The 15676-nt window shown below is 43.1% G+C and carries 13 protein-coding genes and 2 pseudogenes; 6 read left to right on the top strand and 9 right to left on the bottom strand.

The window, feature by feature from the left end:
- Positions 1-76: 76 nt before the first annotated feature.
- Positions 77-1024, bottom strand: coding sequence for an N-acetyl-gamma-glutamyl-phosphate reductase (argC, locus tag ACOGW3_RS17820; protein ID WP_419904225.1), 948 nt, complete (start codon positions 1022-1024; stop codon positions 77-79).
- Positions 1025-1195: 171 nt separating this feature from the next.
- Here argC and ACOGW3_RS17815 point away from each other — a divergent pair, with 171 nt between their 5' ends.
- The gene (locus tag ACOGW3_RS17815; protein ID WP_419904224.1) at positions 1196-3157 is read left to right on the top strand and encodes a methyl-accepting chemotaxis protein; all 1962 of its coding nucleotides are present in this window, start codon (positions 1196-1198) and stop codon (positions 3155-3157) included.
- Between the two features lie 19 nt (positions 3158-3176).
- On the opposite strand, the gene ACOGW3_RS17810 is transcribed toward ACOGW3_RS17815, so the two are convergent.
- Positions 3177-3416: a hypothetical protein gene (locus ACOGW3_RS17810; protein ID WP_419904223.1), complete on the bottom strand. Its 240-nt coding sequence runs from the start codon at positions 3414-3416 to the stop codon at positions 3177-3179.
- Between ACOGW3_RS17810 and ACOGW3_RS17805 the strand changes: the two genes are divergently transcribed.
- Complete coding sequence (locus ACOGW3_RS17805) at positions 3403-4635, top strand: ISL3 family transposase (RefSeq protein ID WP_419901077.1); 1233 nt, start codon at positions 3403-3405, stop codon at positions 4633-4635. The two genes, ACOGW3_RS17810 and ACOGW3_RS17805, sit on opposite strands and share 14 nt — an antisense overlap.
- Positions 4636-4641: 6 nt before the next feature.
- On the opposite strand, the gene ACOGW3_RS17800 is transcribed toward ACOGW3_RS17805, so the two are convergent.
- Together ACOGW3_RS17800 and ACOGW3_RS17795 are read right to left on the bottom strand one after the other, a co-directional pair.
- Positions 4642-5037: a hypothetical protein gene (locus ACOGW3_RS17800; protein ID WP_419904222.1), complete on the bottom strand. Its 396-nt coding sequence runs from the start codon at positions 5035-5037 to the stop codon at positions 4642-4644.
- Between the two features lie 102 nt (positions 5038-5139).
- Positions 5140-6057, bottom strand: a complete 918-nt coding sequence (locus tag ACOGW3_RS17795; RefSeq protein ID WP_419904221.1) for a LysR family transcriptional regulator — start codon at positions 6055-6057, stop codon at positions 5140-5142.
- A gap of 72 nt (positions 6058-6129) precedes the next feature.
- On the opposite strand from ACOGW3_RS17795, the gene ACOGW3_RS17790 reads away from it, so the two are divergent.
- From ACOGW3_RS17790 to ACOGW3_RS17775, 4 genes are all read left to right on the top strand, one after another.
- Complete coding sequence (locus ACOGW3_RS17790; RefSeq protein WP_419904220.1) at positions 6130-6756, top strand: short chain dehydrogenase; 627 nt, start codon at positions 6130-6132, stop codon at positions 6754-6756.
- Between the two features lie 363 nt (positions 6757-7119).
- Entirely contained in the window at positions 7120-8628 is a 1509-nt protein-coding gene (istA, locus tag ACOGW3_RS17785) for an IS21 family transposase (RefSeq protein ID WP_419901087.1), read from the top strand.
- Positions 8625-9437 carry an IS21-like element helper ATPase IstB gene (gene istB / locus ACOGW3_RS17780; protein WP_419901088.1) on the top strand — a complete coding sequence of 271 codons (813 nt, stop codon included), beginning with the start codon at positions 8625-8627 and terminating at the stop codon, positions 9435-9437. The genes istA and istB overlap by 4 nt, the downstream gene beginning before the upstream one ends.
- Before the next feature lie 85 nt (positions 9438-9522).
- Complete coding sequence (locus ACOGW3_RS17775) at positions 9523-10068, top strand: LysE family translocator (protein ID WP_419905949.1); 546 nt, start codon at positions 9523-9525, stop codon at positions 10066-10068.
- Between the two features lie 86 nt (positions 10069-10154).
- On the opposite strand, the gene ACOGW3_RS17770 is transcribed toward ACOGW3_RS17775, so the two are convergent.
- From ACOGW3_RS17770 to ACOGW3_RS17750, 5 genes and pseudogenes are all read right to left on the bottom strand, one after another.
- The gene (locus ACOGW3_RS17770) at positions 10155-10982 is read right to left on the bottom strand and encodes a substrate-binding periplasmic protein (protein ID WP_419904219.1); all 828 of its coding nucleotides are present in this window, start codon (positions 10980-10982) and stop codon (positions 10155-10157) included.
- A gap of 97 nt (positions 10983-11079) precedes the next feature.
- Positions 11080-11187 (bottom strand): annotated as a pseudogene (locus ACOGW3_RS17765) (IS200/IS605 family transposase); the annotation flags it as partial.
- 28 nt (positions 11188-11215) lie between these two features.
- The gene (locus ACOGW3_RS17760; protein ID WP_419901077.1) at positions 11216-12448 is read right to left on the bottom strand and encodes an ISL3 family transposase; all 1233 of its coding nucleotides are present in this window, start codon (positions 12446-12448) and stop codon (positions 11216-11218) included.
- Positions 12449-12544: 96 nt separating this feature from the next.
- Positions 12545-12877, bottom strand: a pseudogene (tnpA, locus tag ACOGW3_RS17755) (IS200/IS605 family transposase); the annotation flags it as partial.
- A 181-nt stretch (positions 12878-13058) separates the two neighbouring features.
- Positions 13059-15458, bottom strand: coding sequence for an ATP-binding protein (locus tag ACOGW3_RS17750; RefSeq protein ID WP_419904218.1), 2400 nt, complete (start codon positions 15456-15458; stop codon positions 13059-13061).
- Between the last annotated feature and the right edge of the window lie 218 nt (positions 15459-15676).

The following is a 15676-nucleotide window of genomic DNA, read 5'->3' as shown; positions in this document are numbered from 1 at the left end:
CGCGATCATATATAATTAAAAAAGAGGGCTAGGCCCTCTTTTTTAATGTGCAGTTTCAGCCTGAAAGATATTGGGGTCAGAGACCTGCATCTTCCGGTAATCCAAGCATTAGGTTCAAGTTCTGTACTGCAGCGCCAGATGCGCCTTTACCCAGATTATCTAATCTGGCGATAAGTACAGCCTGACCAGCAGCATCATTTGCATAAACAAACAATTCCAGTTCATTTGTGCCATTCAGAGCATCTGGCCGTAAAAAAAGATTGCGCTCTAATTTATCAGTGTTGTCTATATCTCTCACTTTGACGAAGCGTGAGTTTTCATAGTGCTCACTTAAGGCTTGGTGAATGGCTTGACCATTGATGTCACTCTTCATCTGGGCATAGTGCAAAGGAATAGATACAAGCATTCCCTGTGCATAATCACCCACTGAAGGAACAAAGATGGGTTTGTAATCCAATCCGTTATGCTCTTTCATTTCAGGAACATGTTTATGGTCAAGGTTGAGGCCATAAGTGCCAAATGGTTCGGCTTCCCCGCTTTCATGAATAGCAATTAGAGCTTTACCACCGCCAGTGTAACCCGATACTCCCTGTACGTTTACGTGGGTATCTGTGGGTAAAATGTTGCGTTCAAGCAGGGGTCTAAGAAGAGCGATGGCTCCGGTAGGATAACAGCCGGGATTGCTAACTCTTTTAGAATTAGCCACTTTCTCCCGCTGGCCTTCTGTCATCTCGGGAAAACCGTATGTCCACTCAGGATCTACCCGATAAGCCGTTGATGCATCAATAATACGAACGTCAGGGTTTTCAACCAAAGCAACCGCTTCTATCGCAGCAGCATCCGGTAAGCATAAAATCACAAGATCCGCAGTATTCAATAATTCTTTTCGTGCATTGAGGTCTTTACGGAGTTCAGGTGCAATAGAAAGTATTTCAAGATCCTGCCGATTTTCAAGGCGTTGACGGACCTGCAAGCCCGTAGTGCCAGCTTCGCCATCAATGAATATTTTTTTGCCATTCGACATTGGATCATACCTTTTATTAAAACGTTTGATTGATATGTAAAACACCCGGTAATGATTTACAATTCAAATACGTAATGACGGTCAGAGAAATCAAAAGTTTACTCTTTCGAAATCTCTGGTTGTTATGCTTCATCTCGCCGAGAGGGGGTCAAATGCTTAGGGAAACAGCAGATGGCCATTCTAAAAAATTTATCCATAAAATTCCAGATCCTGGCGATCTGCGGGTTAGCTTTAATTGGCTTTATTGCTATTGGATCTGTATATCTGATCGGCAGTTCAGTCCTTAGTGATGTCCGGCATAATCATAATTCAACTATTCATTTATTTGAGCTCGAAGAAGAGCTTAGATTTGAGCTATTAAATGCACGACGTCGCGAGAAAGATTTCATTATCCGTCTTGATGAGAAGTATGTCGGCCAGCATGCCGGAGTTATTTCTACTCAAAAGGAGCTCCTTGCTGAGCTGAACCAGGTTGCACAAACCGACGAGGAGCTCAAGAATTTGGCTACTCTTGGTACCTTAATTACAAATTATGAAGCTCAATTCGCCGAGGTTGTAAAAGACCGTTTAGCCATTGGTTTAAACGAAGAAAGTGGCTTACGAGGAGAATTAAGAACGGCCGTCAAAAACGCTGAGGAGAAACTTAAAAGTTTCAAAGCCGATGACTTAACAGTTTTAATGCTGATGATGCGTCGGCATGAAAAAGACTTCCTTTTGCGTCTTGATGAAAAATATATAAAGAGATTGGACCAACGCATTACTGAATTTGATGCTTTAATGGCAAAAGCAGACTTTCCTGCCTCCAATAAGACTGAAATCGCAGGCCTTCTGGATACCTATAAAATAGCATTTCATAATCTTGCTGAACTCCGTCTCGGTTTAATCCCTAAAGAAAAAGCCCTCAGTCAACTTTATGCAGATGGTCAGCCTGCATTGGATGCGCTTCATGAAGAAGTACAGGTTCTCTTTCGAGAGGCGACAATAGCTACAGAAACCACCTCAAATTTCATTCAGAATGTTATTGCAGGTGTTATTGTCGGTACTACCATTATCGTTGTCGGATTTGGTTTATGGATTAGCGGGCTACTGTCAAAACCGATCAAGGGCCTAACTGATGCTATGGAAGAGCTATCCAATGGTAATATGGATGTAACCATTCCTGGAACGTCTTATAAAAATGAAATTGGACAGATGTCTCAATCAGTATCTTTCTTTAGAGATCGATTGGTAGAGAATCAAAAATTAACAGCAGAACAACAAGCAGAACAAGCTCGACAAATTGAACAGGCAAACACCCTACGTGAGTTAATTGTCAGTTTTGAAGGCGAGATTTCAAAAGTCATGGATGAAGTTAATGGTGCGGTTGAAAATATGGCTGAAACTTCTCCGGTAATGCGGGATGCAGCAATACAGGTAAAAGACCAATGTACAACTTCTGCAAATTCTGCATCGCAGGCTACAGATAATGTACAAACGGTTGCAACGGCCTCTGAAGAATTATCTGCATCAATCAAAGAAATTGGTCGCCAAGTGGAACAATCCACTTCCGTTACCCAAGAAGCTGTGCATCAGGCCGATAACACCCGATCCATCATGGATGACCTTGCAACTTCGACGACTAAGATTGGCGAGGTCGTCGGTTTAATTACTGATATTGCTGAACAAACTAATTTACTGGCTCTGAATGCGACTATCGAAGCTGCACGTGCCGGTGAAGCTGGTAAAGGCTTTGCAGTTGTGGCTAGTGAGGTAAAACATCTTGCCAGCCAAACAGCCCAAGCAACGGATGAAATAACCTTGCAAATATCCGGTGTTCAAGATGCCTCGGCTCAAGCTGCAGAAGCAATTGGAGGAATTGCAACAACGATCCAGAAAGTGCATGAAATTGCTTCTGCTATTGCAGCTGCTGTTCAGCAGCAAGCTGCTGCAACTTCTGAGATTGCAAGATCAGTTGAAGAAACAGCCAATATTGCGCAGACGATGAGAAAGGATCTATCGAAAACAAGTGATACGGCTTTTGAAACAGAGAAAGCTGCTGGCAGTGTGCTTACAACAGCTGATAACCTTTCTTCTCAATCCAGTAATTTGAGTAGCTCAATTAAAACATTCCTGAACGATATCAGGGCTGCATAACTTAATACTGAGGGGTTGGTTATTTTAATTCCAGCCCTTCAGAATTACCATTTTTTCGCCCCAGTACGACCGTTACCACCTGGCCCATTGTTTGTTGGCGTGTTGATATGAAATAGTGCTTTTCATTCAGGCCATAGACGACAAAACAGTGGCTCTTCTCCGCTTTGTTGAGTAGAAAAAGATGCCGACCGCCAAGTAACCTGTTGATATGTATGGTTTCTGATAACTTTACATAGAGCAGGTATATGACAATCAACATCTCGCAGCATATTTTAGGCCTCAAAGGGCAACGTGTAAATGAAATTAAACTGGATGACGGCGGTGTTAAGATTGTCATTCACTGCAGCCGAGACGCGCGTAGGAGGGCTATAGACCCTGCTACAGGCCAGAAGGGAAGCATCAACCAGCATGTCCGCCGACAAGTAAACGACATCCCCCTTTTTGGGTATCCTTGTGTGGTCGAGATTGAGCTGGCGCAGGTTTATATTAACAAGGGCGAACGCCGCATTGAGGGGTGTGATTTTGTTGATAAAGGGTGCCGTTTCACTCACCGATTTTGCCGACTGATCAGTGGATTATGTCGGCATATGTCTATTCAAGCGGTTTCCAGACATTTGGATATACGATGGGAAACGGTCAAGAATATCGACAGGGCATACCTTATTGAAACTCTCCCTACGCTTGATCCTGCAGAGCTAACTGGCTTGGAATATATTGGTGTAGATGAAGTTGCCCGGGCGAAAGGTCATGACTACATGACGGTGGTCTACGATATGGTTGGCGGTCATCTGATCTGGGTTGAAGCAGGCCGAACTGCCGAGGTTTTTTCAAGGTTTTTGAAACAACTGCAACCAGATACAGCCTGCAAAATAAAGGCCGTAGCGATGGATATGGGGCCTGCCTACCAAAAGGCTGTCAGAGAGTCCTTGCCGTTGGCCGACATAGTATTTGACCGTTTCCACGTCATGAAAAACTACAGCAAAGCTATCCATAATCAGCGTCGACTTGAGTTCAGAAAGGCCGATCCAAGTGGTAAAGAGTTGATGAAAGGGACACATTATCTGTTGCTCAAAAATGCGGATAAGTTGAGTGAAAAACAAAGTGACAAGCTGCAAAGGTTGCTGGAGAGCAATAGCAACCTGAATGCACTTTACGTCTTGAAAGAACAGCTTCAGCTGCTGTGGAGTGCCGCTTCATTTGAGGCGATGGCGGAGCAACTGGAACGTTGGTGCCTGATAGCAGATCAGTCACAGATGCTCTATCTAAAAAAGTTCGCGAAATCCCTACGGAAACATTGTGTGGGCATCTGCAACTACGCCAAACACAAGCTCACAAGCGCCAGGATAGAGGCTGGTAATGTCAGTATAGGAATGATCCGTAAGCGAGCCAGAGGCATCAAGGATACCGAATACTTCAAACTCAAAATTAGACAATCATCCATTCCAGATAATCAATCTATGCTCTATTTGAAATCCTAAATCTACTCAACAAAGCGGAGAAGTGCCAAAACAGTTCTCTGGCTGTGGTATTTCCATTTTATAACTAAAACAGATCAGGTCAGTTTTGAGCTGCCAGTTACCCTGTATTAAACGATCAAAATTGTAATAGGCTACGCGCCCATCGTTTGAGATGAATTCAACCCATCTACGTTCGACACCGTTATCAATACCTTGGACGGCATCTTGACTGATCGGCTGGTTCAGGTATCGACCAAAAAGAGTATTTCCTGAAACAATCCCAACAATATCGCTACTTCTTAGTTGGGTCGCTCCTGCGGAAAGAAGCTCTCGGTCTGTATAGTATTCGTCATTGCTGACTGGTGTGGTTACGCACCCGGCTAATATTAGGGCAATTGCCAAGGAAAAGAGTGTAATTTTCAACGTGCTATTCCCTTTCATAATTTGTTTTGATGTCCGGTAGGGGCAGACAAAATAACTGTATATAAAGCCATGCATATTGTGCGCCAAAACAGAAGAGTTTTATTATATCTCTGAAAATTGTTTGCGCTCTGAAAACCAGGTTTTGGTGTAATCAACAAACTTTCTAACTTTAAGTGGTAAGTTCTTCTGATAGGGAAAAACTACAAAAATTGGATATTGCTCAACCAGATAATCTGGTAGTAAGCGAACAAGTCTTCCTGTTTTTATCTCATCTTCGGCAAGATAAGATGGTAATTTGGCAACCCCTGCCCCTTTTAAAAGCGCATTCTTGAGCATGGGGAAATGATGAACAGATAGCTTACCATCAATAGGAATGGCATAGCTCCCCTCTTCATTGCTAAACCGCCAAATAGTTGTTTCAAGATTACGGGTGTTTAACAAGCAGTCATGGGATGACAGGTCCGTGGGGAATACAACGGGTTTCTTATTAGACAAATATTCTGGTGCCGCACAGATGTATTCCTTCCACTCACCGACTTTAATGGCAACGAGATCGTCGTCCAGTTGGGTTGTTGCTCTTAAGGCGACATCAATTTTATCAGCCTGAAGATCCTTTATTCTGTTATCCAGTTCCAACTCAAATCGTACTTCAGGAAACAACTTCGCAAATCCAAGAGTAATGTCACCCAGAAATACTTCACCAAATGAAATCGGTGCAGATAAGCGAATTGTGCCTGATACTGTGCCATTTAACGCCACAAGAGCTTTTGCTGCACGTTCAGAGATTTGCACAACATCTTGGCAATATTCCAAATAAACTTTTCCTGCCTCGGTCAGGTCTAATCGACGTGTCGTCCTGAACAAGAGTTGTGTTGCAATATGCAGTTCAAGCCGAGAAATTAATTGACTGACGTGTGCTTTAGAGCATCCCAGACGACTTGCAGCCTTGGTAAAGCTCGCCTCTTCTACTACAGTGGCAAAGACAGCCATGGCTTCGAGATGGTTATAATTATCACTCATACAAAAACAATCTGTTTAGAAAATACTATATTATCATTATAAATAAAAACAATTATCTTTCCAGAATACAATATGAAAATCAAATTTAGGGTGAATAAAATGAAGATCGTTTTGGTAGGTTCTAGTGGCATAATTGGTAAAGCTGTTAATAAAGAATTATCACAACGCCATGAAATCATTACTGCTTCTCGGAACTCTGGTGACATCAAAATGGATATTACTGACAAGGTATCTATCCGGGATGGCTTGGCAGCTATCGGATCTTTTGATGCTTTGATCTCCACTACAGGATCAGTTCATTTTGGAGCGTTTTCAGAAATGAACGAAGAGGAATATTTGATAGGCATAAATAATAAACTGATGGGACAGGTAAATCTTGTTCTTATTGGCCGTGAATTTATCGCTCCATCGGGGTCTTTTACACTTACAACAGGTATCCTCAATAGAGATCCAATTCGTTACGGTAGTTCTGCTGCTATGGTCAATGGTGCAATCGATAGTTTTGTCTTGGCTGCGGCACTGGAAATGAATAATGGTGTCCGTATCAACTCTGTAAGCCCGACAGTCATTACGGAAGCTTTAGGGAGTTATGCTCCTTATTTTAGAGGGTATAAGCCTGTAGATGCAGCAGATGCTGCCCTGGCCTATAGTAAATCTGTTGAAGGTCTTCAAACGGGTAAAATTTACGAAGTAAATTAATTCTTTAACCTAAAATAAAAGGGCATATGAAGCCATTTTATTTTATTTTAATTATTCAAATAAACAGAACAGTAAATGCTAAATGCACCAACTACTGCCTTTAAACGGAAGGTGCTAGTTTCTCTGCCATAGGAGAAATAACGAATATGTCTATTATTATTGCTATGTGTACTTATGCCCTTATGTTCAGCGACAATAACCTTGGCCGGTTGCGACAACCACCTTGGCCGGTGGATCTGATCATTAAAAAGGGCGTGCCCGTTTGATAATCAGATCCACCGGCCAAGGCTTAATTTGGTGTTAGTTACAAGCTGCTGTGAGTTGATAAATTAGGAACCTCTAGATGTAATTGGAGGAACCTGTTTGCCGTATAAATTTATCACAGATGAACAACTGAGACTTTACATGACAGATAGAAAAACTCATGGTCAACGAACCGCCGCTGCCCGCGCAGGGTTTAGCGAACGCACGGCCCGCCGATTTGACGTTGATGCGACTTTACCGTCACAACGCAATATAAAGCGAGGGCGAACAGTTTCTGATCCGCTTGAAGATATCTGGGATAAGGACATCCTTCCCATTTTGGATAAAGACAACTCGGTCAAACCCATTACTTTGTTGCGCCACATACAGAGCCTCTATCCGCTCCGTTTTCCCGATGACCGTGTCAAGCGCACGTTAGAGCGCCGAGTTCGGGGATGGCGGGCTCTGAATGGCCCTGAAAAGGATATCATTTTCAGGCAAACACCTGAGCCGGGTTACATGGGCCAATCAGATTTCACGGATGCAGCCGACTTAAGTATTACCATTGCAGGAGATCCTTTGGTGCATCGGCTCTATCATTTTGTTCTGGTATATAGCCGATGGGAACATGTTGGGGTCGTACTTGGCGGTGAGAGTTTTACAGCCCTTGCGGAGAACTTACAAAATGCGCTTTGGTCCTTGGGGGGCGCTCCTGAAAACCACCGGACCGACAGCCTGTCTGCGGCCTTTCGGAATTTGAGCGTTGAGGAAAAGGAGGACATTACCAAACGTTATTCTGCTTTTGTTGAGCACTACGGTATGGAGGCCAGTCGAAATAACAGAGGGGAATCACACGAGAACGGTGCCATTGAATCTCACCACGGTCACCTTAAGACTGCGATAAAGCAGGCCCTGATTTTGCGTGGCAGTAATGACTTTGACACTTTGGATGAGTATCGGCGATTTTTGGACGAGCTGATTGCTAGACGGAACAAACATCGTGACCAAGATATCCAAACAGAGTTGAAATCTCTCAAGGCGTTACCTCCTCGGCGAACAACAGATTACACTGAAGTCGTGTCGAGAGTTACCAAAACAAGTGGTTTTTTAGTTAAGCAGGTTTTTTATAGCGCCCCTTCTCGCCTAATTGGTCAACGCTTGCGTGTCCATATTTACGATAACCGGATAGAAGCCTATCTAGGCAGCACTCATGTCGTCAGCCATTCTCGTGAGCGGGGGCACGGCAAAGGCCCCCGCATTCATGTTATCAATTATCATCACGTCATTCATGCTCTCAAACGTAAACCTCAGGCACTCGCCAATTCTATTTATCGTGACAGTATTTTTCCAAGAACCGAGTACTCCCTGGCCTGGACATTGTTTCAGAAAAAGTTGTCCCGCAGAGATGCGTGTCGTCAGATGGTTGGGATACTTTTCCTTGCGCACGAAGAGGCTTGTGAGGCCGAAGTCGCGCACCTGATTTCGAGAGAAATCAATGCAGGAAGGCTACCTTGCGCAAAAAAACTTAAGCTGAATATCACAAAAAAGAACACGGATTTACCTCCTGATATTCCCGTGGTTCAACCTTCATTATCAGTCTTTGATACTCTGTTGGAGGATCGGGCATGACAAACATTGAAGTGGATCAGCACAAGCTGCCTCTTATGCTAACTGACTTACGATTACCCAGCTTTCACAAACACTGGCAAGATATCGCAATCCAATCCGACAAGGAGGGCTGGTCAGCAGCCAGGTTCCTTGCCGTTTTGGCCGAATATGAATTGGCCGAAAGGGACACGCGACGCATTCAACGCCATCTCAACGCATCAAACCTGCTGGGCGGAAAAACTCTGGCCACTTTTAACTTCAAGCGGCTGCCTAACGTGAAAAAGGCGCAGGTCGAAGCCTTGTCTGCCGGTGACTGGATTGACGCAAGAGCAAATCTGATTGCCATTGGAAATTCAGGGGGAGGAAAAACTCATCTCCTATGCGCCGTAGGTTATGCTCTTATAGAGGCTGGATACCGTGTGCTCTATACGCAAACCAGTGATCTGGTGCAAAAACTCCAGGCTGCCAGACGTGAACTTATGCTCGAAAACGCCCTCGCAAAACTCGATAAATTTGATCTCATCATTCTCGATGATATTACCTATGCACAAAGGGATATATCTGAAACATCCGTGCTCTTTGAATTGATCGCCAGACGATATGAGTACCGAAGTATTGCAATTGCTGCCAATCAACCTTTTAGCGGATGGGACAATATTTTTCAAGATAAGGCCATGACCGTTGCAGCAATCGATCGTCTTGTTCACCACTCAACCATTCTTGAGATGAATATCGACAGCTACAGACAATGGGAAGCCGCCCAAAATCTCAAAAAAATGTTGCGGAAAACCACAAACAAAAAGGTGAAAAATATGCCTGAAGCATCGTAAATAAACGTCAGATCACAGCCGCATCAAAAGCGGCCAAGGTGGTTGACGCAACCGGACAAAGTGGTTGACGCTCTACACCCTTACGATGTCGATTTCACCGGGGCCCGTTAATATCATCACAATGACATCTGGGCTCAATCACGGTGTGTACAGGACGGTTCCTTTTGTGGCAGGTGCAACTATTGGGTTTACCTCCCTTCTTTTCTGTATTGGCATTGGCGCTGCTGAACTAATCGCGCTGTTCCCAGATTTCATGCAGCTAATCGGCTACTTTGGTGCGGCTTTTATGTTGTACATGTCCTATAAGATCACATTTTCCAAAGGGACAATCGCTCTTGAGGAAGGAAATCAGCCTGGGTTCTTCCAGGGTGTTTTACTTAATGTCCTTAACCCTAAAGCTTGGATTGCCAGCATCTCAGGTGTAACCGCTTTCACAGCCAAGGGTGATGTCTCAAACCTGGTCTTGTTTTGCAGCCTTTATTTCTTTATTTGCTTTATTGGTGTTGGATCCTGGGCGGTCGTTGGCCAGCAGGCAAAACGATTGGTCCAAACAGAGAGGCACCTGCGTTTTTTCAATATCTTAATGGGAATGGGATTGGCTTCAGTCGCTCTGTATTTATTACTGACCTGATTAATAAATTACGAGCATGTGTCTTTAATGTCATTATTAATGGATATAACTGATATTAAAGACACAATTAATCTTCTTCTATGTGATTATTCCTGAGCAGATCCATAGATGGCATTATATTTGTCATGAATTTTTTTATAAGTTCCATCCTCGATCATTTGTTTAAGTATGCTATCAAATCTGGTGACGAACTCTTTGTCTACGGATAGTTTTGAAAACAAAAAATAGGTCGGCCATACCAAGACCTTCAACTTCTCATCACTACCCGATACTTTTACCAACTCAATTTTATTGGTTAGGTCGTTGTTGATTATATAGTGCATTACAGGCAGATAATCGCCAACAAACATGTCTATCCTGTTGCCTAATAATAAGCGGACACTGTTCTCGGTTGATTCGCTTAGCGCAACTCTCTGGAATGCGTTATCTGTCGTAATCGCCCTTTTGAAAGGGCCTGAGCCGTATAGGTAACCTCGACGCACAGCGATATTTTTGTCAGCAACATTATCAAAATTCATGGTGGTAGCTATATTTTCCCCCCGGCGGGTAAACAGAAAATACTCCTGCATAATCAGGGTGTGTTTAGAGTAAAGGCCCCATTTTTTACGGGCTTCGTTTACACCGGCGTTAAACAAGACATCCATTTTTCCAGTTTCTGTCGCAAAAACCGCTCTTTTCCATGGGAAAAATGTAATATCAACACCACTCAACCCAACCCGACGGGTGGCTTCTTGTAATATATCCACGGCAATACCTGCGGGAATTCCGTTAAATTCGAATTCATAGGGTGGATAATGAAGAGTTGTCGCTTTTAAATTCTCCTTCTCATCAAGTGCAAAGCCTTGATTTACACCGGTGCCAATAATTGTAAGAAGGGCTAGAACAGGAATACGAGAGAACCAGTTAAGAAACATCATATACTCCAGTAATTTAGTTAAATGACCCCCGGCAAAGCCGGGGGCTTAAGCGGGTGAGCCCCTTAAAGGGGCAAATTGGGAACCGCTAAAGCGGTTATGGATTGAATATATCCATTTGGTCAAAGTACTTATCACGCTCTTCTTGCGTTCTGATATACTCCCTCACCATCTGTTCATCGAGCCCTACAGTTGAGACGAAATATGGCTCTTCTCCGCTTTGTTGAGTAGATTTAGGATTTCAAATAGAGCATAGATTGATTATCTGGAATGGATGATTGTCTAATTTTGAGTTTGAAGTATTCGGTATCCTTGATGCCTCTGGCTCGCTTACGGATCATTCCTATACTGACATTACCAGCCTCTATCCTGGCGCTTGTGAGCTTGTGTTTGGCGTAGTTGCAGATGCCCACACAATGTTTCCGTAGGGATTTCGCGAACTTTTTTAGATAGAGCATCTGTGACTGATCTGCTATCAGGCACCAACGTTCCAGTTGCTCCGCCATCGCCTCAAATGAAGCGGCACTCCACAGCAGCTGAAGCTGTTCTTTCAAGACGTAAAGTGCATTCAGGTTGCTATTGCTCTCCAGCAACCTTTGCAGCTTGTCACTTTGTTTTTCACTCAACTTATCCGCATTTTTGAGCAACAGATAATGCGTCCCTTTCATCAACTCTTTACCACTTGGATCGGCCTTTCTGAACTCAAGTCGACGCTGATTATGGATAGCTTTGCTGTAGTTTTTCATGACGTGGAAACGGTCAAATACTATGTCGGCCAACGGCAAGGACTCTCTGACAGCCTTTTGGTAGGCAGGCCCCATATCCATCGCTACGGCCTTTATTTTGCAGGCTGTATCTGGTTGCAGTTGTTTCAAAAACCTTGAAAAAACCTCGGCAGTTCGGCCTGCTTCAACCCAGATCAGATGACCGCCAACCATATCGTAGACCACCGTCATGTAGTCATGACCTTTCGCCCGGGCAACTTCATCTACACCAATATATTCCAAGCCAGTTAGCTCTGCAGGATCAAGCGTAGGGAGAGTTTCAATAAGGTATGCCCTGTCGATATTCTTGACCGTTTCCCATCGTATATCCAAATGTCTGGAAACCGCTTGAATAGACATATGCCGACATAATCCACTGATCAGTCGGCAAAATCGGTGAGTGAAACGGCACCCTTTATCAACAAAATCACACCCCTCAATGCGGCGTTCGCCCTTGTTAATATAAACCTGCGCCAGCTCAATCTCGACCACACAAGGATACCCAAAAAGGGGGATGTCGTTTACTTGTCGGCGGACATGCTGGTTGATGCTTCCCTTCTGGCCTGTAGCAGGGTCTATAGCCCTCCTACGCGCGTCTCGGCTGCAGTGAATGACAATCTTAACACCGCCGTCATCCAGTTTAATTTCATTTACACGTTGCCCTTTGAGGCCTAAAATATGCTGCGAGATGTTGATTGTCATATACCTGCTCTATGTAAAGTTATCAGAAACCATACATATCAACAGGTTACTTGGCGGTCGGCATCTTTTTCTACTCAACAAAGCGGAGAAGAGCCCGAAATATCCACGGGCCCAAAAATTTTCACCCTTGAAATTCCGTGCTTTATTTTTGAATTTTCGAGCTATGGCAATCGCGCTTTTTCCTTTTAGGTATCCAACGACTTTTGAAACAGCATGTTTGGGCGGTATGCTGATACACATGTGAATGTGATCCGGCATCAAATGGCCCTCCTCAATCTTACTTTCGCGATGCCCGGCCAGTTCATGGAAAATTTCACCAAGATACTGACGTAGGTTGCCATAGATAACTTTTTGCCTGCGTTTAGGGATGAAAACCACGTGGTATTTACAATCCCATCTCGTATGTGCAAGGCTTTTGTAATCTCTCATCGGCTAATTCCTTTGTTATTTTGGTCAATAAACAAAGAAATGTAAGACCGTGGGAACGGTCAAACCATTGAGAGTCCCCCGGCATAGCCGGGGGTTTACCGGATTAAATTAGACCATGAATTTTATCACAGATGGGATGTTGGCCCTAGAACGAAGAGGTCGTCGAATGCCATTGCAGGCCTTATTTGTTCCCAGTTTCATGTTGTAATAAGTCTCTATATTCTTTCCACCAACGGAGTGTTTCTTCAACGGTACTATCCAACTCGGATATAAGTTGTCCTACTTTTTCAAGGTCATAAGCACAGCGTTCTATTTCTTGTGCAATATTAGATAACCGTTGCCCAAACATTGCACTGCTTGTTCCCTTAATTCCATGAGCAGCTTTATAGATCAACTCTGGTTCGCTCTTCTCCAAGCCGTTGTGCATATCAGTAGCTAATTGTTGGATGGCATGTTGCGTTTTATCCAGTAATTTACAGGCAACTTCATGACTTAATGTCTGTTCGAAAGCTTTTAGACCTTTTACATTTCCGATTGGAAGATTTGAAATTTCACCCGTATCAGGGGAAAGTTTCGTTTGGAGCAACTCTGCAACATTTTTCTTTTGAGCTAACTTATCATGATTATAGGCGGAGGCGTATTTTTTGAGCGTGTTAATCAGCTGTTTTTCTGTGTAGGGCTTCGTGAGAACTTCGTTCATCCCTACCTCTTTAAATTCAGTGTGTCGTTCGGTAAATGCCTCAGCCGTCAATCCAATAATGGGTAATTTGTCTTTATCGGCTGTTTTGCGGATGATTTTTGTTGCTTCAACTCCATCCATCTCTGGCATATGAATATCCATGAACACAACATCAAAAGCATTATATTCAATAGCTTCAACAGCTTTTAATCCATTGCTAACAAGAGTAACAATATGACCGTTTTTTTGTAAAAATTCTTGAGCAATCGTCGCGTTTACCTCGTTATCTTCAGCAACCAATATAAATTGCTGAGAGATATCTTGTGCTGCTTTCAATTGCGTGTCGTCGGTAAAGTTGTTGCTAATTGACCCTGGTTCGGATTTATCAAGAGGGATATAGAGAGAGAAATGGGTCCCTCGCCCAAGCTGACTTTCAGCTTCAATTGTCCCGCCCATTGTCTCTACGAGTTTTTTGACGATGGCTAGACCCAAGCCCGTCCCAACAAAATCTTTTGTCGTTGAAACGTCAACTTGTATAAATGGTTTGAAAATGTCAGATAAATTCTGGGGAGAGATCCCTATGCCATTATCAATGATATCAAGTCTTATAACATAATCACTAATTACGGTTACTTTTTCACAGGGAAGCGAAATTTTTTCCATGGAAACGATTACCCGTCCTCTAGCAGAAAATTTCATTGCATTACTGACCAGATTCCACAGGATTTGCCGTATTCTTGTCGGATCCCCAGTTAAAGGACCTAATACGTTAATATTTGATTGGACCAGAAATTCAATACCTTGATCACTTGCCTTGTGACGAAATGGAGACATAACACTTGATAATAACGAATTTAGATCAAAGTTAACTCTCTCAAGGCTAACTTTTCCTGCTTCAATCTTGCTCATATCCAGAACGTCATTGATAATCGCCTGTAGGGATTGACCTGAAGTAATTACCGTTTCTGCTCTCATTCTTTGATTTTGATCCAAATCTGAACTGAGAAGTAATTGTGTCATTCCCAAAATGCCATTAAGGGGAGTTCTAATTTCGTGGCTCATCATTGCAAGAAACTCTGATTTAGCCTGATTTGCTCTGTTCGCTTCTTTGGCAAACCCTTGTGCTCTGACGCGCTCTTTTTTCAGGTTACGCATTACCATTCCTAGAATTAGGATCTGAAACAGAGTTACACTTCCCATAAGTAGAGCAGTGTGTCCTATACTCGTTTGTCCTTCAGATATAGGGGTTCTTAAAGAGCTCGTTACTTCGAGAACACCTCTCAGGTCACCAACTTTCCAGTCATTTTTGGGAGTATCTGTTCGCGTGTTATGGCAATTAACACAAGCGGGCCGCATCAGATCTGCAATTGCATACCGAAGTACGGGGATCCCGTTAGTATTATCAAATTGATAGAAGGGTTTTTCGGGATTTTTAGAGAGTGCTTTCCAAGCATCTTTGGCAAATTGATCCTTTAACCCTCCCTCTTCGGCTCTCCATGGAAATGGGTAAGGGCTATACAGACTTGTTGAAAGTCCCTCGTTTTGTTCTCTAAAACGATTACCAAGAATCATGCTAAGTGTTGCAGGTAGTGGTATGGCTCCTTCTTGTTTTAAGAAATTATGTGTAACAATAATTCCACTATTTCTAACTCGTTCAACGACATCTATTGTATAGAGCGTACGGAATTCTGTGAGGGTTTTACTTAAGAGGTTCGCATTTTGAATAGCTTGGCTCTTAATAATATCGGATTGAAGCCTGTTGACCTGCCACCCGATAATACCTAGGGCAATCAATAAAATAGTAACAAGAACAATACCTGGGTTTTTTAAAAAAAGTCGAGAAAGGGACCGCCGATTTTCGAAGGGACTTTTTTGCGCTTCATTTTGGGCCTTGTCTTGCATGTCTGCTCCAAGATTGGAACTTATCATACGGTGGCACTAGAGATTATTTTTGGACGTCGCCGTAACCATTCTAACAATATGGGTATATATTTTGCGCTAAAGGTATTGATTCATTCTTAAATTTTTATTTTTTTATACTTGATAATAATCAGGCAAAGTCAGCCAAAAGCTGGATTTTTCATATTCAGTTTATAAAACAAAAAGGGCTGCCAAACGGC

It is taken from the genome of Kiloniella sp., from assembly GCF_965205715.1.
Taxonomy (GTDB): Bacteria; Pseudomonadota; Alphaproteobacteria; order Kiloniellales; family Kiloniellaceae; genus Kiloniella.
This window is presented reverse-complemented; position numbering and strand designations above follow the sequence as displayed.

Coding starts and splice junctions, on each gene's coding strand:
- ACOGW3_RS17770 (WP_419904219.1), bottom strand. CDS start 10,982: ATGTTTCTTAACTGGTTCTCTCGTATTCCTGTTCTAGCCCTTCTTACA.
- argC (WP_419904225.1), bottom strand. CDS start 1,024: ATGTCGAATGGCAAAAAAATATTCATTGATGGCGAAGCTGGCACTACG.
- ACOGW3_RS17795 (WP_419904221.1), bottom strand. CDS start 6,057: ATGAGTGATAATTATAACCATCTCGAAGCCATGGCTGTCTTTGCCACT.
- ACOGW3_RS17805 (WP_419901077.1), top strand. CDS start 3,403: ATGACAATCAACATCTCGCAGCATATTTTAGGCCTCAAAGGGCAACGT.
- ACOGW3_RS17790 (WP_419904220.1), top strand. CDS start 6,130: ATGAAAATCAAATTTAGGGTGAATAAAATGAAGATCGTTTTGGTAGGT.
- ACOGW3_RS17815 (WP_419904224.1), top strand. CDS start 1,196: ATGGCCATTCTAAAAAATTTATCCATAAAATTCCAGATCCTGGCGATC.
- ACOGW3_RS17810 (WP_419904223.1), bottom strand. CDS start 3,416: ATGTTGATTGTCATATACCTGCTCTATGTAAAGTTATCAGAAACCATA.
- ACOGW3_RS17760 (WP_419901077.1), bottom strand. CDS start 12,448: ATGACAATCAACATCTCGCAGCATATTTTAGGCCTCAAAGGGCAACGT.
- istB (WP_419901088.1), top strand. CDS start 8,625: ATGACAAACATTGAAGTGGATCAGCACAAGCTGCCTCTTATGCTAACT.
- ACOGW3_RS17750 (WP_419904218.1), bottom strand. CDS start 15,458: ATGCAAGACAAGGCCCAAAATGAAGCGCAAAAAAGTCCCTTCGAAAAT.
- ACOGW3_RS17775 (WP_419905949.1), top strand. CDS start 9,523: ATGTCGATTTCACCGGGGCCCGTTAATATCATCACAATGACATCTGGG.